The organism is Mesocryomonas lacus (assembly GCF_055730135.2).
On sequence record NZ_JBUZWE020000003.1, the window covers coordinates 56,144 to 78,613 of the forward strand.

General features: G+C 67.8%; 19 protein-coding genes. 7 read left to right on the plus strand and 12 right to left on the minus strand.

The window, feature by feature from the left end:
* Nucleotides 1-10 precede the first annotated feature (10 nt).
* From ACZLZY_RS05465 to bchF, 7 genes are read right to left on the minus strand one after another with little or no spacing between them, the layout of a single operon-like run.
* Nucleotides 11-1,447, minus strand: a complete 1,437-nt coding sequence (locus ACZLZY_RS05465; protein WP_472932507.1) for a BCD family MFS transporter — start codon at nucleotides 1,445-1,447, stop codon at nucleotides 11-13.
* Nucleotides 1,444-2,139 (minus strand): magnesium protoporphyrin IX methyltransferase, encoded by a 696-nt coding sequence (gene bchM, locus ACZLZY_RS05470; protein WP_472932509.1) that lies wholly within the window; start codon nucleotides 2,137-2,139, stop codon nucleotides 1,444-1,446. Before bchM ends, ACZLZY_RS05465 begins: the two co-directional genes overlap by 4 nt.
* Nucleotides 2,139-3,056 carry a ferredoxin:protochlorophyllide reductase (ATP-dependent) iron-sulfur ATP-binding protein gene (bchL, locus tag ACZLZY_RS05475; protein ID WP_472932511.1) on the minus strand — a complete coding sequence of 306 codons (918 nt, stop codon included), beginning with the start codon at nucleotides 3,054-3,056 and terminating at the stop codon, nucleotides 2,139-2,141. The genes bchM and bchL overlap by 1 nt, the downstream gene beginning before the upstream one ends.
* Entirely contained in the window at nucleotides 3,053-6,799 is a 3,747-nt protein-coding gene (locus ACZLZY_RS05480) for a magnesium chelatase subunit H (protein ID WP_472932513.1), read from the minus strand. Before ACZLZY_RS05480 ends, bchL begins: the two co-directional genes overlap by 4 nt.
* A complete protein-coding gene (gene bchB / locus ACZLZY_RS05485; protein ID WP_472932515.1) occupies nucleotides 6,774-8,324 on the minus strand; it encodes a ferredoxin:protochlorophyllide reductase (ATP-dependent) subunit B in 1,551 nt (516 codons plus the stop codon). Before bchB ends, ACZLZY_RS05480 begins: the two co-directional genes overlap by 26 nt.
* Nucleotides 8,324-9,604 (minus strand): ferredoxin:protochlorophyllide reductase (ATP-dependent) subunit N, encoded by a 1,281-nt coding sequence (locus tag ACZLZY_RS05490; protein ID WP_472933119.1) that lies wholly within the window; start codon nucleotides 9,602-9,604, stop codon nucleotides 8,324-8,326. The genes bchB and ACZLZY_RS05490 overlap by 1 nt, the downstream gene beginning before the upstream one ends.
* Nucleotides 9,605-9,615: 11 nt before the next feature.
* Nucleotides 9,616-10,116 carry a 2-vinyl bacteriochlorophyllide hydratase gene (gene bchF, locus ACZLZY_RS05495; protein WP_472932517.1) on the minus strand — a complete coding sequence of 167 codons (501 nt, stop codon included), beginning with the start codon at nucleotides 10,114-10,116 and terminating at the stop codon, nucleotides 9,616-9,618.
* Nucleotides 10,117-10,720: 604 nt separating this feature from the next.
* Here bchF and ACZLZY_RS05500 point away from each other — a divergent pair.
* The 5 genes from ACZLZY_RS05500 (at nucleotide 10,721) to ACZLZY_RS05520 (ending at nucleotide 15,308) form a co-directional block, all read left to right on the plus strand.
* Nucleotides 10,721-11,425, plus strand: a complete 705-nt coding sequence (locus ACZLZY_RS05500; protein ID WP_472932519.1) for a cobalamin B12-binding domain-containing protein — start codon at nucleotides 10,721-10,723, stop codon at nucleotides 11,423-11,425.
* A 111-nt stretch (nucleotides 11,426-11,536) separates the two neighbouring features.
* Nucleotides 11,537-12,874, plus strand: coding sequence for a transcriptional regulator PpsR (gene ppsR, locus ACZLZY_RS05505; RefSeq protein WP_472932520.1), 1,338 nt, complete (start codon nucleotides 11,537-11,539; stop codon nucleotides 12,872-12,874).
* Between the two features lie 75 nt (nucleotides 12,875-12,949).
* On the plus strand, nucleotides 12,950-13,858 hold the full coding sequence (gene chlG / locus ACZLZY_RS05510) for a chlorophyll synthase ChlG (protein ID WP_472932522.1): 909 nt from the start codon (nucleotides 12,950-12,952) through the stop codon (nucleotides 13,856-13,858).
* The gene (locus ACZLZY_RS05515) at nucleotides 13,855-15,045 is read left to right on the plus strand and encodes a geranylgeranyl diphosphate reductase (protein ID WP_472932524.1); all 1,191 of its coding nucleotides are present in this window, start codon (nucleotides 13,855-13,857) and stop codon (nucleotides 15,043-15,045) included. Before chlG ends, ACZLZY_RS05515 begins: the two co-directional genes overlap by 4 nt.
* Nucleotides 15,042-15,308 (plus strand): hypothetical protein, encoded by a 267-nt coding sequence (locus ACZLZY_RS05520; protein WP_472932526.1) that lies wholly within the window; start codon nucleotides 15,042-15,044, stop codon nucleotides 15,306-15,308. Before ACZLZY_RS05515 ends, ACZLZY_RS05520 begins: the two co-directional genes overlap by 4 nt.
* A gap of 3 nt (nucleotides 15,309-15,311) precedes the next feature.
* Here ACZLZY_RS05520 and ACZLZY_RS05525 read toward each other — a convergent pair whose 3' ends face one another.
* The 3 genes from ACZLZY_RS05525 to ACZLZY_RS05535 all read right to left on the minus strand — a co-directional run bounded on the left by ACZLZY_RS05525 (nucleotide 15,312) and on the right by ACZLZY_RS05535 (nucleotide 17,236).
* On the minus strand, nucleotides 15,312-15,791 hold the full coding sequence (locus ACZLZY_RS05525) for a TspO/MBR family protein (RefSeq protein WP_472932528.1): 480 nt from the start codon (nucleotides 15,789-15,791) through the stop codon (nucleotides 15,312-15,314).
* Nucleotides 15,792-15,892: 101 nt separating this feature from the next.
* Nucleotides 15,893-16,354 (minus strand): DUF2269 family protein, encoded by a 462-nt coding sequence (locus ACZLZY_RS05530; protein WP_472932529.1) that lies wholly within the window; start codon nucleotides 16,352-16,354, stop codon nucleotides 15,893-15,895.
* A 363-nt stretch (nucleotides 16,355-16,717) separates the two neighbouring features.
* The gene (locus tag ACZLZY_RS05535; RefSeq protein WP_472932531.1) at nucleotides 16,718-17,236 is read right to left on the minus strand and encodes a hypothetical protein; all 519 of its coding nucleotides are present in this window, start codon (nucleotides 17,234-17,236) and stop codon (nucleotides 16,718-16,720) included.
* A 168-nt stretch (nucleotides 17,237-17,404) separates the two neighbouring features.
* Here ACZLZY_RS05535 and ACZLZY_RS05540 point away from each other — a divergent pair, with 168 nt between their 5' ends.
* Nucleotides 17,405-18,469, plus strand: coding sequence for a bile acid:sodium symporter family protein (locus ACZLZY_RS05540; RefSeq protein ID WP_472932533.1), 1,065 nt, complete (start codon nucleotides 17,405-17,407; stop codon nucleotides 18,467-18,469).
* Nucleotides 18,470-18,565: 96 nt separating this feature from the next.
* Here the strand turns inward: ACZLZY_RS05540 and ilvD are convergent, their stop codons facing one another.
* Together ilvD and ACZLZY_RS05550 are read right to left on the minus strand one after the other, a co-directional pair.
* Nucleotides 18,566-20,401, minus strand: a complete 1,836-nt coding sequence (ilvD, locus tag ACZLZY_RS05545; protein ID WP_472932535.1) for a dihydroxy-acid dehydratase — start codon at nucleotides 20,399-20,401, stop codon at nucleotides 18,566-18,568.
* 186 nt (nucleotides 20,402-20,587) lie between these two features.
* Entirely contained in the window at nucleotides 20,588-21,595 is a 1,008-nt protein-coding gene (locus ACZLZY_RS05550) for a 3'-5' exonuclease (protein WP_472932537.1), read from the minus strand.
* A 242-nt stretch (nucleotides 21,596-21,837) separates the two neighbouring features.
* Between ACZLZY_RS05550 and ACZLZY_RS05555 the strand changes: the two genes are divergently transcribed.
* Nucleotides 21,838-22,341 (plus strand): MarR family winged helix-turn-helix transcriptional regulator, encoded by a 504-nt coding sequence (locus ACZLZY_RS05555; RefSeq protein ID WP_472932538.1) that lies wholly within the window; start codon nucleotides 21,838-21,840, stop codon nucleotides 22,339-22,341.
* The last annotated feature ends 129 nt before the right edge of the window (nucleotides 22,342-22,470 follow it).

The window sequence follows — 22,470 nt, forward strand, 5'->3', positions numbered from 1 at the left end:
CCCTTGATCCCTAGACCGGCATTTCGGCGAGGCCGAAACCGCCATGGCGCTCTTCGTTCGTGACGTAGCGGACAAGCGGCCCGATCACGATCAGCGTTGCGAAGAGCAGAACAATTTCAATCTGATAGACGATGCCATAGGCGACGCTCTGGTCGGCGAAGAGCGGACCGAGATGGCCGTTCGCCGACAGGTGCGAGACGAGATCGCGCACCGCTCCGCCGGTTCCCACGGCGAGCCCCATGGCGGTCGCCTGGACCGCGCCCCAGGCGCCGAGGGCGATGCCGTTCTCGGCCCCGCTGCCAGCGGCCAACTCCATCACCGCCGTCAGCATGCCGACGGCGTAGAGGCCGCCGCCGAAGCCGATCAGGACAGTGCCGAGCCGGAAGGTCGCGACTGATTCCAGCGGGCCGGAGAACAGGATGCAGGCGAAGGCCGGAATGCCGATCAGCACGCCGATCGCGGCCAGACGGCAGGCGTCGAAGCCGGCGCCGAGCGCCTTGGCGGAGAGGCCGAGGCCGACGATTGTTCCCCAGGCGAGAAGAGCTGTCAGCGCGGTCGTCGCCCCGACGCCGAGATGCAGCACCTGGCCACCATAGGGCTCGAGCAGCACGTCCTGCATGGCAAACCCGGCGGTGCCAAGCCCGGCCGCAACCAGCAGCCGGCGGGTGCGCGCGACGCCGGAGAACAGCGTCCACGCCTCGCGAAAGCTCGGCCGCGGCCGATCGGGCGCGGTGCGGGCGGTGTTGCGGCCTTCCTGCTTCCACAGGGCCACAAGGTTCAGCGCCATAGTCGCGACCGCCGCGCCCTGGATCACCTGAATGAGCCGGAGATGGCTGAAGTTTGACAGGATCTCGGAGAAGATCAGCGCACTGACCAGCATGCCGACCAGCAGCATGAGGTAGAGCAGCGCCACCACGCGCGGACGGGTTTCGGGCGGTGCCAGATCGCAGGCCAGCGCCAGGCCGGCGGTCTGCATGGTGTGGAGGCCCGCCCCGACCAGCAGGAAAGCGAGAGCCGCCCCCGCCTCGCCGGCGAACGGCACGTGCAGTTGCCCCCCCCCGGTCAACACCAGCAGCGCGAAGGGCATGATCGCGAAGCCGCCGAACTGCAGCATGGTCCCGAACCAGATGAACGGCACCCGCCGCCAGCCGAGGAACGAGCGATAGGTGTCGGACCGATGGCCGATCAGCGCCCGCGCCGGCGCGAAGACGATCGGCAGCGCGATCATCAGCGAGACGACCGAGGCCGGAACGCCGAGTTCGACGATCATCACCCGGTTGAGGGTTCCCGTCAGCAGCACCATGGCCATGCCCGCCGAGACCTGGAACAGCGACAGGCGCACCAGACGGCCGAGCGGCAATTCCGCGCTGGCGGCGTCGGCGAACGGCAGGAACCGGGTGCCGACCTTCCGCCACCCCGCCGACAGGCTGGTCAGGCGCCCCGTCATCGCGACAGCTCCAGGGACTGCGAGGTGTAGAAGCCGTGCGAGATCCGCTGCGACGCCCCGATCGTCCAGCCCTCAAACGCCGGCATGCTGCCGAGCCTTTGCCGCAACGCTTCCGGCCGAACCGGAACGATGGCCGGCGCCTTGTTGGCGCGGGGAAACAGCGTGCCGACGGCGTGCATCGCCGCCAGCGCCGGGGTGCGGGGTGCGAAGGTGACGACGAGCTGGCGCCGTGTGCGCGCCGCCAAAGAGGCGATGGCGATCGCGGCGTCCTCTTCCTGGTAGTGGATCAGCGAGTCCATCGCCATCACGGCGTCGAACTCGCCATACTCGGGCGACAGCATGTCGCCGGCGACAAACCGCACGCCGCCAGTGCCGAGATCGGCCGGCAGTGTTTCAGCGGCGAAACGGATGAGCTCGGGCGAGAGGTCGACGCCCAGCACATCGGCGCCGCGACCAGCCAGCGCCGCCGACATCGCGCCAGCGCCGCAACCGGCATCGAGGATGCGCCAGCCCGTCAGATCGATCGGCAGCGCGGCGAGCATCTGCGCCCGCATCCGCGCGCGTCCTTCCCGCACCGTCGCGCGGATCCGGCCGAGCGGGGCGCCGGTGGCAAACCGCTTCCAGGCATCGAGCGCGGTGCGGTCAAAATAGGTCTGGATCTCGCCGCGGCGGCGTTCGTACGTGGTTTCCATCAGTCGAACCCCAGGAAATCGAAGATCTCGCGGTCCTTCATCGGCTGCGCGTCGAGTTCCTCCGTGCCGCTCCAGAGGTGCTCCGCCAGCTGCATGTATTCGGCGCAGACGGCGGCGACTTCGGGCGTCGCCTCCATCTCGAACAGCGTCGATTTCTTCAGGCGGCTGCGGCGGACGGCGTCGACGTCGCCGAAATGCGCCAGCCGCTTCAGGCCGATCGCCGCGTTGTAGCGGTCGATCTGGTCGGTCTCGCGCGAGCGGTTGGCGATGACGCCGGCGAGCCGCACATTGTAGTTCTTCGATTTGGCGCGGATCGCCGCGACGATGCGGTTCATGGCGAAGATCGAGTCGAAGTCGTTGGCGGCCACCACCAGCGCCCGCTCGGCATGCTGCAGCGGCGCGGCGAACCCGCCGCAGACGACGTCGCCGAGGACGTCGAAGATGACGACGTCGGTATCCTCGAGAAGGTGGTGCTCTTTCAAAAGCTTCACCGTCTGGCCGACGACGTAGCCGCCGCAGCCCGTGCCGGCCGGCGGCCCGCCCGCCTCGACGCAGCGCACGCCGTTATAGCCCTCGAACACGAAATCTTCGGCGCGCAGCTCCTCGGTGTGGAAATCGACGCCTTCGAGAATGTCGATAACGGTCGGGATCAGCGACTTGGTGAGGGTGAAGGTGCTGTCGTGCTTGGGGTCGCAGCCGATCTGGAGCACCCGCTTGCCGAGCTTGGAGAAGGCGACCGAAAGGTTCGAGGAGGTCGTCGACTTGCCGATGCCGCCCTTGCCGTAGATCGCGAAAACTTTCGCGGCGCCGATCTCGACGGAAGGGTCGAGCATCACCTGGACGCTGCCCTCCCCGTCCAGATGTTCTGCGGCAACGGCTGCGTCGCGGGCGACGCGGGGATGGGTGAACACGTTCATGCGGCGACCCCTATGCCTTCGACCCGGTCTTCCAGTTCTTCCCCGGCAAGGCGCAGCGCCTCCAGCATGGCGGGATCGGGCGTCCAGTAGTGGCGCTCGTGCGCCTCGATCAGCCGGTTGGCCATCTTCGCAGACGCCGTCGGATTGAGCGCCGACAGCCGCTCCCGCATCGCCGGATCGAGCACGAAGGTCTCGGTCAGCTGGCGGTAGACCCAAGGCTGCACAGCGCCGGTCGTCGCCGACCAGCCCATGGTGTTGCGCACGTGCTCCTCGATCTGCCGCACGCCTTCATAGCCATGGCCGAGCATGCCCTCGTACCATTTCGGGTTGAGCATGCGGGTGCGCGTCTCGATCGCCACCTGCTCCGACAGCGAGCGCACGACGCCCTCGCCGCGGGTCTGGTCGCCGATATAGACCGGCGCCGCCTCGCCCTTGGCGCGCCGCACCAGCCGGCTGATGCCGCCGAGCGTATCGAAGTAATGGTCAACGGTGGTGACCCCGAGCTCGACCGAATCGAGGTTCTGATAGGCGAGGTCGACGCCGGACAGAACGCTGTTCAAGAGCCGGCCCTGCTGCGAGGCGGTGCCCGTTCGTCCGTAGGCGAAGCCCTTGCGCCGCGAATAGGTCTCGGCCAATTCGTCCTCGTCGTCCCAGCCGCCGTTCTCGATGAGGTGGTTGACGTTGGAGCCATAGGCGCCCTCGGCATTGCCGAAGACTCTCAGCGCCGCGGTCTCGAGATCGCAGCCGGTCTCTGCCATGTGGGCGAGCGCATGGCGGCGGATGAAGTTCATCTCCTCCGGCTCGTCGGCCGCGGCGGCCATGAAAGCCGCTTCAGCGAGAAGCTTGATCTGCAGCGGTAGGAGGTCGCGAAAAATGCCGGACAGGGTGGCGATGACGTCGATGCGCGGCCGGCCAAGCTCTAAAAGCGGCACCAACGTCGCGCCGGCGATGCGGCCATAGCTGTCGAACCGCGGCCGGGCGCCGATCAGCGCCAGCGCCTGGGCGATGGGCCCGCCCTCGCTCTTCAGGTTGTCGGTGCCCCAGAGCACAACGGCGACCGTTTCCGGCAGCGCGCCGCTGTCCTCGACATGCCGGTCGAGGAGCCGCTGCGCCTGCCGCGCGCCGTCGGCCATGGCGAAGGCGCTGGGAATGCGGAAGGGATCGAAGCCGTGGAGGTTGCGCCCGGTTGGCAGGATCGACGGCGTTCGCAAAACGTCGCCGCCGGTGACCGGGCGGATGAAGCCGCCGTCGAGGGCGTGCAGCAGCGCCGGGATCTCGTGGTCGGCGGCGAGCAGTCGGTCGGTCGCCGCAAGCGCGCGCAGCGCCGCGAGCAACGCCTCATCCGCGGTCCGCCCGGCTTGGCCAAGTGCGGCTTCCGGCGTCGCACCAGCGACGATCGCGTCGGCGATCGATCGCTCCAGCACCAGGCCATGCCCGGCATCGGCGGCCGCCAGCATCATCTCCGCCCTTTCGGTCGCGGAGGAAGCCGTGCCGACGACGTGCAGGCCGTGCGGGATCAGCGTGTATTCGAGATCGAGGATGGCCCGGCCGAGCCGCTGAACCCGCTCCTCCGCCGCATCGGCAAAGGCCGGTTCCGCCTCGGCGAGGTCGAGCGCTGCTGCCTGCGCCTGGATCAGGACGGCGAGATCCGCGCGCTCGTGCATGGCGTCCGGTGCCACGCTCCGCCACCGCTCCAGCGAGGCCTTCAAATCGATAAGCCCGCGGTAGAGCCCGGCATGGGCGATCGGCGGCGTCAGGTAGCTGATCAGCGTCGCGCCCGCACGCCGCTTGGCGATGGCGCCCTCGGAAGGGTTGTTGGCAGCGTAGAGATAGAGGTTCGGCAGGTCGCCGATCAGCCGGTCCGGCCAGTCGCGGGCAGAAAGCCCGGACTGCTTGCCCGGCATGAACTCCAGCGCCCCATGGGTACCGAAATGCAGCACGGCATGGGCCGCGAAATCCTCGCGGACATAGCGGTAGAAGGCCGAGAAGGCATGCGTCGGCGAAAACCCCTTCTCGAACAGAAGGCGCATCGGATCGCCCTCGTAGCCGAAGGCCGGCTGGATGCCGACGAAGACATTGCCGAACTCGGCGCCGAGCACGAAGATCGAGGACCCGTCGCTCTGCTGGCGACCCGGCGCCGGCCCCCATTGCGCCTCGATCTCGGATAGCCAGCGCTCACGCCGGACATGCGTGTCGACCGGCATGCGCAGGTGCACGTTGGCCGGGGCACCGAAACGTTCGCGGTTGCCATCGACGATCTTGATGCGCAGCGCATCGACGCTCGCCGGCACCTCGACCGAATAGCCGGCGCGCCGCATGGCCGTCAGCGTGGCATGCAGGGAGGCGAAGACCGAGAGATAGGCCGCGGTCCCGGCATTGCCGGCATTCGGCGGGAAGTTGAACAGGACGATGGCGACGCGGCGGTTTGCCCGCTCCGTGCGCCGGAGCGCGACAAGCTTTTCGATCCGCGCCGCCAGCATGTCCGCGCGCTCGGGGCAGGCATGCATGTCGCGGCTGGCCTCGCCTGGCTGGAACCGGCAGCCGCGCTGGCAGCCGGTGCAAGGCCGGCCCGCATGATCCGAGCGGCCGCCGAACACGATCGGCCCGGTGGCCCCGTCGAGCTCGGGGATCGCCACCATGATCGTGGACTCCACCGGCATCAGCCCGCGTTCGGAAGCGCCCCATTGCTCCAGTGTCTGCAGTTCCGCTGGATGCGCCGCCAGATAGGGCACGTCGAGTTGGGCGAGCACGTCCTCCGCCGCCCGGGCATCGTTGTAGGCAGGCCCCCCCACCAGCGAGAACCCGGTGAGCGAGACCAGCGCGTCGATCGCCGGGCGCCCGTCCTTAAGAAAAAACGCCTCGATCGCCGGCCGCGCATCAAGGCCGCTGGAGAAGGCCGGGATAACGGAAAGGCCCCGGGCCTCCAGCGCCCGGATCACGCCGTCATAGTGATCGGCATTGCCGGCCAGCATGTAGGAGCGCAGGCCGAGAATCCCGACCGTGCCCTTGCGCCCCTCCGCCGGCAGCGCTTCCGCCCGGGCGGCGATCCGGCCGGGCATGCGGGGATGGTAGACGCCGACCTCGGGATAGGTCACCGGCGCCCCGACGGCGAGCGCGCCGCGCAGCGCGAGGCGCGGGCCTGCGGCATAGCGGTCCACCAGCGCCCGGACGAGATTGGCCATGTTCTCGTCGGAGCCGGCGAGCCAGTATTGCAGCGTCAGGAAATAGGCCCGCACGTCCTGCGCGGTACCAGGAATGAAGCGCAGGATCTGCGGGATGCGCTTCAGCATCTTCATCTGCTTGGCGCCGGCGCTGGCGGTCCGATCCTTGCCGCTGCCCTTCAGGCGCTTCAGGAAGGACAGCGCCCCGCCTTGCGGTGAGTCCATGCGGAAGCGCCCAAGCCGGGTCAGCCGCATCACCGGGCCGTCGGACATGATGCTGACGATGGCGTCGCAGTCGGCCGCCCGCGCCGTCAGGTCGGGCAGGATCTCGGCGTAGTGCGCTTCCATGAACAGCATGGCGCAGAGGATGACGTCGGCGCGGGCGATGTCTGCCCGGCAGCGCGCCAGCGCCGTCGCATCGCCGGCCCATTCCGTCGCCGCGTGCAGTGCGAGGGAAAGCCCCGGCATCTCCCGAACGAGTTCGGACCGCGCGCGGTCTGTTGCGCTGGCGAGGTGCGTGTCCATCGTCACGACGACGACGCGCAGCGGGGTCGCCTCAGCGACTGTAGTAAGCTTTCGCATCGTACAAAGCCTCGACGGTGATGGTCGCCAGTCCCTTTTCGGCGGCAAAGCGCTCGGTGTTGCGCCGTGCCTTCCCCCTGACGAAGAAGGGGATCTTCCTCAATTCCCGCTCGGCCTCGTCAGCCCATAGCTGCGGTCCGTCCGGTCCTTCACGCGGCGGGGTGGTGGTGGTCTCGCCTACCGGCGGCGCCAGGCTGTCCGTCGCCGGCAGGTGCGAGGGAGCGACGCTGTCGTTGAACTCGAAATCCTCGCGGAACATCTGCAGGAGATGCTCCTCCAGCCCCATCATCAGCGGGTGGACGAAGGCGTCGAAGATGACGTTGGCGCCTTCCTCCCCCATCTGCGGCGAGTAGCGGGCCGGAAAGTCCTGCACGTGCACCGGCGCCGAGATCACCGCGCAGGGAATTCTCAGCCGCTTGGCGACATGGCGTTCCATCTGCGTGCCCAGCACCAGTTCCGGCTGCGCGGCGACGATCGCATCCTCGACGGCCAGATGGTCGTCGGTCACCAGGGCCTCGAGGCCATGGCTTGCGGCAGTGGCGCGCACCTCCCGCGCGAACTCGCGGGAGTAGCTGCCGAGGCCGCAGACGGTGAAGCCGAGCTCGTCGGCGGCGATGCGTGCGGCAGCGATCGCGTGCGTCGCGTCGCCGAAGATGAAGACCCGCTTGCCGGTGAGATAGGTCGAATCCACCGACCGGCTGTACCAAGGCAGGCGGGAGACCGGCGCCGGTCGCGCCGACGCATCGAGCCCCGCAGCGTCGGCGACGGCGGTGAGAAAATCCTCGGTGGCGAGCGTGCCGATCGGCGGCAGCGTCACCGCCTGCTGGCCGTGCGCGCGCTCCAGCCAGCCGGCAGCGACCGCGGCGATCTCGGGATAGAGGACGATGTTGAAGTCCGCCGCAGGCAGCCGCGCCAGATCGTCGACGCTGGCGCCGAGCGGCGCGACGACGTTGACGGTGATCCCCATGCGTTCGACCAGCCTGCGCACCTCGACGATGTCGTCGCGGTGCCGGAAGCCGAGCGCCGTCGGGCCGAGGATGTTGCAGACGCGGCCGGGCGGCCGTGGCGCGACCAAGCCAGATGGAGCCGGCGCAAAATTCCGGACCAGGCGGTAGAAGGTCTCGGAGGCGCCCCAGTTCTCCTTCTTCTGATAGGAGGGCAGCTCCAGCGCGATGACCGGAATGTCCAGCGCCAGCGCCGCGGCGAGACCGCCGGGGTTATCCTGGATCAGTTCGGCCGTGCAGGAGGCACCGACGAGGACGACGTCGGGCCGGAACCGCTCGACAGCCTCGCGGCACGCGGTCTTGAAGATCTCGGCCGTGTCGCTGCCGAGATCGCGCGCCTGGAAGGTGGTGTAGGTCACCGGCGGCCGGGTGTCCCGCCGCTCGATCATCGTGAACAGCAGGTCGGCATAGGTATCGCCCTGCGGCGCGTGCAGCACGTAGTGCACCCCGCGCATCGAGGCGGCGATCCGCATCGCGCCGACATGGGGAGGCCCTTCATAGGTCCAGACGGTGAGCTGCATCAGACCCTCACCTTCAATCTTTCGCGCCGCGCGAAAGGCCGGCAGAACAGCTCGGCAAGGTCTCCCGCCTGCTCGTAGCCTTGGATCGGCGTGAAGCTCAGCTCGATCGACCACTTCGTCGCAAAACCCTCGGCCTCCAGCGGGTTGGCAAGGCCCAGACCGCAGACGACGAGATCCGGCCGCGCTGTGCGGCAACGTTCCAGTTGCCGATCGACATCCTGCCCCTCGCTGACGAACACGCTGTCAGGCAGCAGAGCGAACTCGGCGGCCAGATGCCGGCGGTGGAGGAAAGGCGTGCCGATCTCGACGATCTCGCAGCCGAGCTCGCGGTGAAGGAACCGCGCCAGCGCCGGCTCGGTCTGAGAGTCCGGGAAGAAGAAGAGGCGCTTGCCTTCGAGAACAGCCCGATGGCGCGACACCGCCTGCGCGCCCCTGTCGCGGCCGGGTCCGGTAATCGCCTCGAAGCGGCCGGGGTCGACACCGAAAGCATCGGCCGCCGCACGCAGCCAGGCCGTGGTGCCTTCCCCGCCGAGCGGGAACGGCGCCGGCAGCAGCTGCGCACCGCGCGCTTCCAGCGCGAGCGCGGCAGCGCCGAGGAACGGCTGCGCCAGAAGGAGCCGGGTTTCGGGGCCGATCGGCGGCAAGGTGGTGGACGAGCGCGACGGCAGGAAGGCGACGGGCCCGATTCCCAAGGCGTCGAAGATGCGGCGGAACTGGTCCTCGACGATGTCGGCCAGCGCCCCCGCGACCAGCAGCGACGGCCTCGCGCCGGCGGGCTCGGCGGGAAGGTCCCGGGCCAGCGCCGCCAGAAAATTGTCCTCGCCCTGCGTGAAGGTCGTCTCGATGCCGCTGCCTGAATAGTTGAGGAAGCGGACCGCCGGCCCGTGCCGCGCGCTGAGCCGCTCGGCCGCCTTGGCGAGATCCAGCTTGATCACCTCGGACGGACAGGAGCCGACGAGGACGAGCATCCGGATTTCGGGCCGGCGCGCCAGCAACCGGGCAACCACCGTGTCAAGCTCGGCATGCATGTCGGCCATGCCCGCGAGATCCCGCTCCTCGATGATGGCGGTGGCGAAGCGCGGCTCGGCGAAGATCATCACTCCGGCGGCCGACTGCAGCAGGTGGGCGCAGGTACGCGAGCCGACCACCAGGAAGAAGGCATCCTGCATCTTGCGGTGCAGCCACATGATCGAGGTCAGTCCGCAGAACACCTCGTGCTGGCCGCGCTCGCGCAGCGGCCTGACCGACACCGAGCCGGTCGGCGCGAGGCCCGAGGCCACGCCGTCGCCGCTCACAGCGCCGGCTCCAGCTCGGAGAGGGTGGGAGAAGCCGCCGACAGCCGGGCCGCCCTCAGCTTCAGGACGAACTGCGCGGCATTGACGGCGTAGCTGGCGTAGGAGCAGAGCGCGAGCACCATCAGCGGACGGTGCGCGAGCCAGCCGCCGAACCAAGCGGCGAGGTAGGCGGTGTGGAGGGCCAGCACCAGCATGCTGACCATGTCCTCCCAGTAGAAAGCCTCGGCGAAGAGATAGCGGCCGAAGACCTCCTTCTCCCATATCGAGCCGGTGATCATGATGGCGTAGAGCAGGATGGTCTTGAGGACGACCGAGGATGCCGCAAGCGCCAGCCCCTCGCCGGTCGCGAGGTACCGGAGGATCAGCCCGACACTGACGAGGCAGACAAGGAACTGCAGCGGTGCGAGAACGCCCTGGACGAGGGTCCAGCGCGACGCATCGCGACGAAGCCTTTGCTCCGGTGTGTAAAGAGGCTTGAACGGCTTTGCTGGTTTCACAGGACTGACGCGTCCCGGCTGCGGCCGAAGAGGCTTAGCGTGCTTCTGAGCGTCGCGGTGGGACGTCTGGCTGTGCAACGTCATCGTCAACCACCTCCCCCATCCCTACCACTTCCACCTGCATTGTCTCGAGCCTATCGCCGCCAAAATGTTGTTGTCAATCCAAAATGACGTAAAACAATATTTACACTTTTGGGTGCTGACGGGCTGGTGTCGTGGTCGCTTGCATCGTATGAATCACTGGCTCAGCGGTTCCTTGGAGAGGGGAGCCGGCACTGCGGAGATCCTTTCGGCGTTTTCGAAAGGCGAGCCGGCTGTGCGGACATCGGGACGGGCAAAGGTCGGGGAGACGCCAGGCATGGGGTACGCGACGAGGATTTCGGCGGAAGCTTCCGGCCAGCCGGGAGACGATCCGCATCGACCGCGGCGTCGACTGGGCACCGGAGGCGACGGTCCGGCGACCCCGCCCCGCCGCCCCGCGCCGCCTGCCGCCGGCAGCGGCGAGGCGGCATCGGACCGAACGGCGCTGTCGTCCGAGGCATGGGCGCCGGCAAGCGCTAGGATCGAGAGCCTCGCTGCGAAATGGCGGGATATTCACGGGCCCGTGTCCCATCAGCCAACTCCGACCTCGCTCGAGCGGCTCCGGTCGCGGGAGGCCCGGCGCATCGCCGATCTCGTCCAGGCCCTCTATCGCGCCGAGGACGAAACCTGCCATCGACTGGTCGCGTGGGCGGCTGGCGACAGCGGCAGCCCACAGGATCTCGCGCGCATGCTGCTTGGCCCCGCCGCCCGCCTGACGGGCGAACACTGGTCGGCGGACCTGACGGATTTCCTGCGGGTGACCATGGCGGTATCAAAGCTGACCTGCCTTTTCCGCGAGGCTTGCCTCTCGGCGCCGCCCTCCGGTCGCTATGATCCCCGGCGCCGGATGCTCCTCGCCCCGGCGCCCGGCAACCAGCACGGTTTCGGCCTTTGCGTGGCGGAGGACGCCTTTCGCCGTGACGGCTGGCTGGTGGAGGGCGGCGATACCGCGTCGGAGGTGCTGGACCTTGTGGCCCGACACCCCTACCGGATCATCGGCCTCTCCATCGGCACCGAGCACGATCTTGCAGGGTTGAGGAACTTCGTCACCGCCCTGAAGCAGCGCTCGCGCAACCCCTCGGTCGCGCTGATGGCCGGTGGGTGCCTTGCCGCCAGCCACCCCGCCGCAATCTTCGCCGCGGGCTTCGATCTCGTCCCCACCGATGTCGCCATGGCAACCCGGCAAGCCGCCGCGATTGCGGACGGACGCGCTGTGTTGCACTGCTAGCGAAAGGACCCGGCCATCATCGACGACCAGCGTGTGTCCTGTGCGGTGTCCCGCTCCTTCCGATCCCATGACCGTGTCTTTGCCGGCCTGAGCGCCGACGCCCTTGCGGCATTGACGACGGTCAATTCGGACGTTTCCGTTATCCTGTCCTGGGAAGGCGACGTTCTCGATGTCGCCTATCGCGACCCTGAACTCGCCGAATGGGGTATCGACGACTGGGTCGGCTTGCCCTGGCGCGAGACGGTGACGCCCGAGAGCCGCGACAAGATCGAGGAACTGCTGTCCGATGCCGTCGGGACGTCGCCGACCCGCTCGCGCCAAGTCAATCACCCCGGCAGGACCGGTGCGGATCTTCCGGTCGGCTATCGCGTCGTGTCCTTCGCCGGCTCGCCCTACCGCATCGCTTTCGGCAGCGACCTCAGGGCAATGGCCGAGATGCAGCAGCGGCTGGCGGCCGCCTACGCCGCAATGGAGAAGGACTATCGCAAACTGCGCGACATCGAGACGCGCTACCGCGTGCTCTTCCATCTGGCCGTCGAGCCGCTGGTCGTCGTCGACGCGCAGAGCCTGAAGATTCTCGATGCCAATGAGGGCGCTGCCAGACTTCTCGGCAAGCCGGCCGACGCCATCGTCGGCCTCTCCGCCGCTTCCGTCTTCCACCGCGAGGACCAGGCCCGGGCGACCGAGGCGCTGCGCGGGGCCAGCGGTCACGCCGAGATGTTCCGCGCCCGGCTCGCGGCCGGCGGCCGGGAGATGAGCGCGGCGGTCACGCCGTTCCGCGAACTCGGGCGCACCATCCTCCTCGTCCGCCTGAGCAGCGAGGATTTCGGCGACGACGATGCCCGCCCCGCGGCGGACAACCACATGGGCTCGGTCGCCGAGAAATTGCCGGAGGGCGTCGTCATCGTCGACCAGCACGGCAATATCGTGCAGGCGAACCCCGCCTTTCTGGACCTTGTCCGGGTCATCAGCACCGACCGGATCGAAGGCAAGCCGCTCGATACCTGGCTGGGCGGCTCGCGGGTAGATCTGCAGGTGCTGATGGCGAACCTGCGCGAGCACGGCACGATCCGCCGCTTCTCCTCCGTCGTGCGTGATGCACTCGGCACCAGCCAGCCCGTCGAAGTCTCCGCCGCAACGATCGCCGCCCGCGACGGCCCGCTATACGGCTTCTCCATCCGCGAAATTCCGGAAGGACGCCGGGCGGGGATCGGACACCCGGTCGGCACGACGACGCACCTCACCGAACTCGTCGGGCGCGTGCCGCTCAAGAGCCTCGTGCGCGATACCGCCGACATCATCGAAAAGCTGTGCATCGAGGCGGCCCTGAGGCTGACCGAGAACAACCGCGCCTCGGCCGCGGACATGCTCGGGCTCAGCCGGCAGAGCCTCTACCTAAAGCTCAAGCGCTTCGGAATTTCCGATGGCGAGCCGCCAGACGGCCCCTAAGAAATTCTCGGAACGACGACGTGACGATGTCAACCTTGATTGACGTCGCATCTTGAACCGACTGGGAGCCTGCGAATGTTCGAGCCCTTCGCTTTGGGTCAGCGGCAAGGCCTACCCAAGGCTGCGGCCGTGCTCGAATTGCTGAAGCCGATCACCTGGTTCGCGCCGATGTGGGCTTATGCCTGCGGCACCGTCTCCTCCGGCGCGGAGCTCGGCGAGCGCTGGGTCTATGTGGCCGGCGGCATTCTCCTGGCCGGCCCGCTGGTGTGCGGTACAAGCCAGGCGGTGAACGACTGGTTCGACCGCGAGGTCGACGCGATCAACGAACCCGGCCGCGTCATTCCCTCCGGCCGCATGCCGGGCCAGTGGGGCCTCTGGGTCGCCATCGCCAACACCGCCCTCTCGCTGGTGGTGGGCGCCCTCCTCGGTCCGTTCGTGCTCGGCGCCGCCGTGCTCAGCCTGGTGCTCGCCTGGATCTACAGCGCCCCGCCCTTGCGGTTGAAGCGCAGCGGCTGGGTGGGACCGTTCGCGGTCGGGCTCTGTTACGAGGGGCTGCCCTGGTTCACCGCGGCCGCCGCGGCATCGGGCGGATTTCCCGGCTGGCCGACGGTGGCGATCGCCGTGCTGTACAGCCTCGGCGCCCATGGCATCATGACGCTCAACGACTTCAAATCCGTCGAGGGAGACCGGCAGATGGGGCTGGCCAGCCTGCCGGCACGCCTCGGGGTCGACGCGGCGGCACGGCTCGCCTGTGCGGTCATGGCGGTGCCCCAGCTGGTGGTGATCGTGCTCCTCCTGCGCTGGCAGTTCGACGTCGCCGCCCTGATTGTCACTTTCCTCCTCGCCGGGCAGACCTTCTTGATGCCGCGCCTCCTCGGCAATCCGCTGCGCCATGCCGCCTGGTACAATGCCACCGGCACGACGCTCTTCGTCCTCGGGATGATGGTGTCGGCCTTCGCGCTGCGCGCCATGGCCATTCCGTGAGCCCGGCCTACGACGTCGTTGTCGTCGGCGGCGGGCCGGCCGGCGCGACGGCCGCCGAAACGCTGGCACGCGGCGGCCGGCGGGTGCTGCTCGTCGACCGCGCCGGCCGGATCAAGCCCTGCGGCGGCGCCATTCCCACCCGCCTGATCCGCGATTTCGCCATTCCGCCCGCGCTCCTGACGGCGCGGATCCGCTCGGCCCGCATCATCGCCCCTTCCACCGCCGCCATCGACATGCGGATCGACAGCGGTTTCGTCGGCATGGTCGACCGCGAGGCTTTCGACCCGTTCCTGCGCAACCGCGCCGCCGCGGCCGGTGCCGAGCGACTGACCGCGACGTTCCGGTCGGCCGAGCGCGCCGCCGGGGGCGGGCTGGACCTGTCGCTGATGCGACAGGACGGCACCCCGGTCCGTGTCTCGGCCCGCCTCGTCATCGGCGCGGACGGGGCAGGCTCCCGCGTGCGGCGCGCTTTGTTCAACGAGGAGAAGAAGCCGCCCTTCGTCTTCGCCTATCACGAGATCGTCCGCTCGCCGCTGGCCGCCGCCTCTGCCACCACAGGGTTCGATCCCCAGCGCTGCGACATCCACTACCCCTCGCGCCTCTCGCCGGACTTCTATGGCTGGGTTTTCCCGCATGGCGAAACGACGAGCGTCGGCGTCGGCAGCGCCGTCAAGGGCTTCGACCTTCGGCAAGCAACGCGTGCTTTGCGCGAGGCGGCAGGCCTTGCGGGACAGCCGACCCTTCGCCGGGAGGGGGCGCCTTTGCCCCTGAAGCCTTTGAAGCGCTGGGACAACGGCCGCGACGCGCTCCTCGCCGGCGATGCCGCCGGCGTCGTCGCCCCCGCTTCAGGCGAGGGCATCTACTACGCCATGCGGGGTGGCCAGCTCGCAGCGGAGGCGGCGCACGCCTTTCTCTCGACCGCGAAAGCCGGTGCCCTGGCGCAGGCCCGCCGCCGGTTCATGCGCGAGCACGGGAAGGTGTTCCTGGTCCTCGGATTCATGCAGTCCTTCTGGTACCGCAGCGACCCGCGGCGCGAACGCTTTGCCGCCTTGTGCGGCGATGCCGACATCCAGCGCCTGGTCTGGACATCCTATCTCGACAAGACTCTCGTCCGCGCTGAGCCGATGGCCTATCTGCGCGTGTTCCTCAAGGACATGGGGCACGTCTTCCGATTGATCGCCGAATGAGCCCGTCCGACCTCGAGGCGCTTTTCCGGGACGGCAACATCGCCTTCATCGCGAGCGGCATTCTTCTCGTGGAGGCGCTCTGCCTCGTCCTCATCGCCCGGCGACCCGCCGTGGCCGTCATCGCCAACGGTCTGTCGGGACTGTTCCTGATCCTCGCCCTCAACGCATCGCTCTCGGGCGGCGGCCTGCCGTCAGTGGCGCTCTGGCTGTCGCTCGGCGGGCTTGCCCACGTCGCCGACGTCATTGCAAGGCTTCGGCCCTGAGGCTCAGGCGGCGCCGAAGGCGCCTGGATTGCGGCGCCAGACCGACCAGTTGAGGCAGCCGGCAATGCTGACCCACACGAGATACGGCGCGAGCATCCACGCCGCCATGGCGCTGACGGAAGCAAAGCTTGCGATCGTCGCGGCAATGCCGAGCCAGAGAGCCGCAAGGTCGACGAGGGCCAGATCGGGCCGGCGCCGACCGAAGAACAGCCAGGACCACATGGCGTTCAACACCATCTGTACCGCAAAGGGCGTGAACACCGCGACGTCGGCGCCAACCTGCCGCCAGACCAGCCAGCCGGAGACGGCCATCAGCAGGAAAAGGATGCTCCAGACCACGGGAAACGCCCAGTTCGGCGGCGTCCAGTCGGGCTTGGCCAGGCGCGCATACCATTCGCCCGGCCGGAAGATCGCGCCGGAGCTCGCGACGGCAAGCGACAGGAGAATGAAGAAGCAAAGGGCCAGGAAGGATGACAGGGTCATACGCGCTCGCGAGGTCGTTAATACCCAACACTTACGCCCTTCGCCGCCGTTTTCCAGCCGCCAGCCTGCAATCGTGACCAACTCTCCGTCGCAGCAAAATGTCAGGGCTTGGCGATCATGACGTAGAGCGCCGCCACCAGCGGGACCGTGGCGATGATGCCCCAGATCAGCCATGCCCGGGAGTCCCTGAAGTAGCGCTCCGGGATATCGCCGCCGCCGGCAAAGCTGCGCGCCATCCGCCCCTGGCGGATCTGCAGGGGCACGAGCACCAAGAGCCAGATGAGACCGGACAGGCCGAACAGTGCCTCGCCGGCGATCAGCCAATCGGCGCCAAGAAGCGGCATCTCAGCGACACGGGCCGTTCCGATCCCACCCCCGAGAATGAGAAGAATTCCCACTAAGGTGAAAAGCCAGTCCGCAACGGCGACACCGCGCTGCGCGTGCGCGATCACCACGGGGTTCCGGCTCATGTCTGCCAGGACCTTCCAGAAGGCAGTGATGGTCACGTTGCCGAGGAGGACGACGACGCCCAGCACGTGAAGCATCTTGAAGATGTCATACACCGGTCGCTCCGATCGTGCTGCAGGTTTCAAGGTACCCTGCTCGCGACAGGATGCACCAGAACGCTCTCCAATGTTGCGTCGATGACAGGGCTGCTGGTCGATTGCTCCCGATCGTCGGGGCAATGCTCTCGCCCTCGGCGACGCGACGACGGAATAACCAGGAGCCACTTGCGCCGCCGCGGCCTCCTGCAAGGGATGGACGGTCTGGCCAAAGGCGGGATAGCGCCCGCCCCGCCTCGCCCAGCACCTTCGGATCAGGTCTGCCGGAGCATCTTCGATGGGGTGCATGCACCCCATCGAAGATAGACTTTGACGGGCAGAAGGGCAGAGCGCCCTCCTGCATCATTGTCGACGGATGGCGCCTTACTGGCAGCCCGCGCCCACCGGCTGGCCCTCGATGATCCGGCAAGTCCGGCTACCACCTTGCCGATCCTCCCGGCCCTCGGAATTGCGCACCGGCGGCGTGTAGCCGCGCGGAGGACGCTGCGGGGCACTGGCGGCTTGGCGCGGCAGCGGCTCCTGGATCCGGACGGTCGCCGGCGACGATCGGCCGGGCGGGCTGCGGTCCGCGCGGTCTCCCCGATCGCGCCCGTCGCCCCGGTCACGGTCGCGGCGGTCATCCCTGTCGCGGCGATCGTCGCGCCGGTCGTAGCGGTCGTAGCGATCCCGGCCAGGACGCCCATAGCCATCGCGGTAAGAGCCATCGCGGTAGTAGGGTGGCGGGATGCGGCGATCGGAGTAGCGGTAGTCCGGCTCGACCCGGTAGACATTGGGGCGATCATAGCCCCGCGGCCCCTCGTAATATCCGTCGTTCACCGTCTCGCACCCGGCGAGCGCCACGACCGCCAGCCCAAGAGACAGCACTGTTGCCCTGAAATTCACGTCAGCCCTCCCGAAGGATGATCCTTCTCAGGGCGAATATAATCCGAAGACGAGAGGCGCATAGCGGAATCGTAACAAAGGGTAAGCGGCAAACGCGCGGGGCGGCATTGCCCCGGTGTGCCCCGAGGCGTATCGCTCCTGCGGTTATGCAATGAGACGAACGGACCCATGCGCCTTAAATCCCTTCTCGACCGCATTCCCCTCGACCGCTTCCTGCTGCTGCTCATCCTGACAGTGGTCCTTGCCGCCGTCATTCCGGCCCGCGGCCAGGCGGCGGAAGCGCTGGATTGGATCACCTACGGCGCAATCGCCTTCCTGTTCTTCCTCTACGGTGCCAGGCTGTCGCCGAAGGCGGTCTGGGCAGGCTTGCTGCACTGGCGCCTCCAGGGGCTCGTCTTCTCCTCGACGTTTATCCTGTTCCCGCTGCTCGGCCTTGGCGCCGCCGCCCTCGCCGCGCCGTTCCTGCCGCAGGAGCTGCTGCTCGGCATCATCTTCCTTTCCGTGCTGCCCTCGACCGTGCAGTCGTCGATCGCCTTCACCTCGATGGCCGGCGGCAACGTGCCGGCCGCGCTCACCAGCGCCTCGGTCAGCAACCTCCTCGGCATGATCGTCACGCCGATCCTGATCGTCTTGCTGGCCAGCAGCCAGCAGAACGTGCTCAGCCTCGACGCGCTCGAAAAGATCGCACTGCAACTGCTCGCGCCGTTCGTGGCCGGACAGCTCGTGCGGCCGCTGATCGGCGCCTGGCTGCTGCGCCACAAGACGCTGACCTCAATCGTCGACCGCGGCTCGGTGCTGATCGTCGTCTATGCCGCGTTCAGCGAGGGCATGGTCGCCGGCGTCTGGGGGCTGCTCGGCTGGCAGGAACTCGCGATCATCGCCGGAATCGACATCGTGCTCCTCGCCATCGTGCTGGTGGCGACGACCGTGGCCAGCCGCAAGCTCGGCTTTTCCAAGGAGGACGAGATCGCCATCGTCTTCTGCGGCTCGAAGAAGAGCATGGCGACCGGCATCCCGATGGCCGGCATCCTATTCCCCGGGCAGGCGATGTCGGTCATCGTGCTGCCGCTGATGCTGTTCCACCAGATCCAGCTGTTCGCGTGCGCCACCATCGCTCAGCGCTATGCCCGCCGCCTCTCGGCCGGACCCGCGACCTTGCCGACGGACGCCGCGACCGGCTCGGCCACCCTGCCGGGCGCGCCGGTGCTCGAGGCGAGCGTTCGCGCGAAATAGCGCGGGCGCCTCGCCCCTCCTCTCAAACTAGAATGGCCGGAGAGCGAAATGCTCTGCCGGCCATTTTTATAATGTGCAGTCGGTTCGTTGGTGGCGTCAGTCGAGCTGACGCACCGCGCCACGGGCGGCGCTGGTCGCAAACTTCGCATAGGCCTTCAGCGCCGTCGTGACCTTGCGCTTGCGCACCTCGGCCGGCACATAGCCCTTCTCCGCCTGCGCCAGCCGGCGCTCGGCCAGCACGCTGTCGTCGACGGCGAGGTGGATCCGGCGGTTCGGGATGTCGATCTCGATGATGTCGCCCTCTTCCACGATGCCGATCATTCCGCCTTCGGCCGCTTCCGGCGACACGTGGCCGATGGAGAGGCCCGACGAGCCGCCGGAGAAGCGGCCGTCGGTGATGAGGGCGCAGTCCTTGCCGAGGCCCTTCGACTTCAGATAGCTCGTGGGATAGAGCATTTCCTGCATGCCCGGCCCGCCGCGCGGCCCCTCATAGCGGATCAGCACGATGTCGCCGGCCTTGATCTTGTTGCCGAGAATCGCCTGCACCGAGGAGTCCTGGCTCTCGAAGATGCGCGCAGGCCCCTTGAAGGTCAGGATCGAGGCGTCGACGCCGGCTGTCTTCACGATGCAGCCGTCCTCCGCGAGATTGCCGTAGAGCACGGCAAGGCCGCCATCGGTGGAATAGGCGTGGGCGAGATCGCGGATGACGCCGGTGGCGCGGTCGCTGTCGACCGCATCGAACCGCCGCTCCTGGCTGAAGGCGACCTGCGTCGGCACGCCGCCGGGCGCCGCGCGGAAGAAGTCGTGCACCGTCCGGCTGTCGGTGCGCATCACGTCCCAGCGGTCCAGCGCGGCGCCGAGGCTCTCGGCATGCACCGAGCCGACATCGGTGTGGATCAGCCCGGCCCGGTCGAGCTCGCCGAGGATAGCGAGCACGCCGCCGGCGCGGTGGACGTCCTCCATGTGGACATTGGCCACCGCCGGCGCGACCTTGCACAAGACCGGCACGCGGCGCGACAGGCGGTCGATGTCGGCCATGGTGAAGTCGACCTCGCCCTCGTGCGCGGCGGCGAGGAGATGCAGCACCGTATTGGTCGAGCCGCCCATGGCGATGTCGAGCGTCATCGCGTTCTCGAAGGCCTCGAAGCTCGCAATCGCCCGCGGCAGCACGCTCATGTCGTCCTGCTCGTAATGGCGCTTGGCGAGATCGACGATGAGGTGGCCGGCCTCGACGAACAGGCGGCGCCGGTCGCCGTGCGTCGCCAGCGTAGAGCCGTTGCCCGGCAGCGAGAGGCCGAGCGCCTCGGTCAGACAGTTCATCGAGTTGGCGGTGAACATGCCGGAGCACGAGCCGCAGGTCGGGCAGGCCGAGCGCTCGATGGTCGCGACGTCCTCGTCCGAGATCCGCTCGTCGGCGGCGGCGACCATCGCGTCGACGAGGTCGAGCTTCTTCTCGGTCTTGTCAGGCCAGATCACCTTGCCGGCCTCCATCGGGCCGCCCGAGACGAAGACGACGGGGATGTTGAGGCGCAGCGCCGCCATCAGCATGCCCGGCGTGATCTTGTCGCAGTTGGAGATGCAGACCATGGCGTCGGCGCAGTGCGCGTTGATCATGTACTCGACGCTGTCTGCGATCAGCTCGCGCGAGGGCAGCGAGTAGAGCATGCCGTCATGGCCCATCGCGATGCCGTCGTCGACGGCGATGGTGTTGAACTCCTTGGCGACACCGCCGGCCGCCTCGATCTCGCGGGCGACGAGCTGGCCGAGGTCCTTCAGGTGGACGTGGCCGGGCACGAACTGCGTGAACGAGTTGACGACCGCGATGATCGGCTTGCCGAAATCGCCGTCCTTCATGCCGGTGGCGCGCCACAGGCCGCGGGCGCCGGCCATGTTGCGGCCATGGGTGGTGGTGCGGGAACGATAGACGGGCATCGGAAACCTCGCGGGCATGTCGAAGAGCCGGGATGCCGAGCGCATCCCGCTTCGGAATTTCAAAGGACGAATGTCGCCGCTTCTACCGCCAAGCGGCCGAGGACGGCAAGGCGATGCGGATGGGAACCATAGTTTTGCGACAGACGGTCGCCACTCTGCCGCCGTTGCCGGCGTCGTCTTCCGGCATCAGCGCTTGAAGCGCTCCGTCGCCGTCAGCCACTGCACGAAGGGCTCGGCGCGGCCCTGGTAGATTTCCTGCTGCAGAAACAGGATCTCGGCCGCGTGCAAATCCTCGTCCACCTCGGTCCACCAGCTCTTCAGCTGTCCGTTGCTGCCGTCGCTCCAGCGATAGCCGCGTCCCTTCAAAAGGTCCTTGGTGTGGAACGGGCTGTTTTCCGCCCAGATCCGCGCGCGGAGGCGCTGCGACGAGGCGAGGAGATGGGCGAACGCGGTGTCGTCGCGGCCGGGCAGCTGCGCCGCCAAGACCTCGAGCAGGGCATGGCAGTCGTCGACCGCGCGGTGACCGTTGTGGAACCAGCCGCCCTGGGAGACGAGATAGCCGAGCTTCGTTCCCTCGAAACCGAAACCCGCCCAGCCGACCTCCGCCACCGAGCATGCCCACGGCTTGGCATCGAAACCCGGCAGGAAGCGTTCGCAGAACGGCCGGTCGAAGCGGGCATTGTGCGCGATCACGAGGTCGGCGGGTGCAACGAAGGCGGCGACCGCTTCGAGGTCGAGCGCCTGCCCCGCCACCATCTCGTCGGTGATGCCGGTGATGCGGGTGATCTCCGCCGAGATCGGCTGGCTCGGCTGGTGCAAGGCGCTGAAGACGTCGATCACCCCGCCGATACCGGCCTCGTCGTACAGGAAGGCGACCATGCCGAGTTCGATGATCTCGTCCTTGCCGTGATCGAGCCCGGTCGTCTCGGTATCGAGGATGATGCCGACCCGTGTCCCGTCGCCAGGTTGCGGCCAGGCCGCCATGGCCGGACGCGGCAGCAATTGCCGGAGGATGCGGTAGCGCCCGGTCTTGGCGAGCCTCTCTGCCATCGCCTCGTCGGCGTCGATTCGCGGGAGCGCCGCTCGTCCGGCGACTTTTGCCTGGACCTTTTCCGCGCGTAGGGCCGGTCGGCTGGCACCGGCGATCTGGTCGAGGGCGAAGAGTTCGTTCTGGTCGGGATCAGGCAGTTTCATCGGGCATTCCGCATTCGGCGACGCGTGCTTCAACCATTCAATGCCGATCGCATCAAGGCGGCGTCGTTCCCTGCAACCGCCGTCCCACAAGTCTGTCGGTGGGAATGACAGCAACGATTGCAGCGTTCAAGTCGGGTTTGCCTTGATAACGGGCATATCGACGAACTCAGTGCATCTTGACCGCGCAAGGATTCGTGTCATTATTTAGCTATCGTTAACTGCGCCGGGCAAGGACGTAAGCGATGATCGCTCCAGCAAACCGCGCCAACGATCTCCACGACACGATCATTCCGGCTTTGCTGACGACAGCCAAGATGATCCGCTCGATGATGGCGATCAACTTGTCCGCGCTTGGACTGCAGATCGGCCAGGAAGAAGTTCTGCTGGCGTTCGAGCGGTCACGGCCCATGTCGCCCGACCAGTTGGCTGCCAAGCTCAACATACGGCCGGACACCGCCGCCAAGCTGCTCTCCCGTCTGGTCCAGCAGCATCTGGCGATGCGGGTCGAGGATACGACCGATCCCAATGCGATGGTGGTAGTGATCACGGCATCCGGAGCGGAAATGCAGGTCCGCCTGCGGATCATGCTGGAGTCGATCGACCGTGAACTGCATTCGGCGCTCGACGGCTCGCTCGTTGACGCCATGCATTCGGAAGTCGCCTTGCTGAACGCCCGCCTGTTCACCTTGCTGACGCCCCAGCGTCCGGCTCAGGATGCCCTCGCCGTCGGCTCTTTAACGCCGTAGAGCCTCTTGCGGCTCGTCTCGCGCCGGAAGGGTGCGTTCAGGCTTCACGCCGACGCCCTGCCCTGTCCGTCAGTTCGCGCCAATGGTCTCGGGGCCGGCGGATTCTGCGTGCCCGAGAGCGCCTTGCAT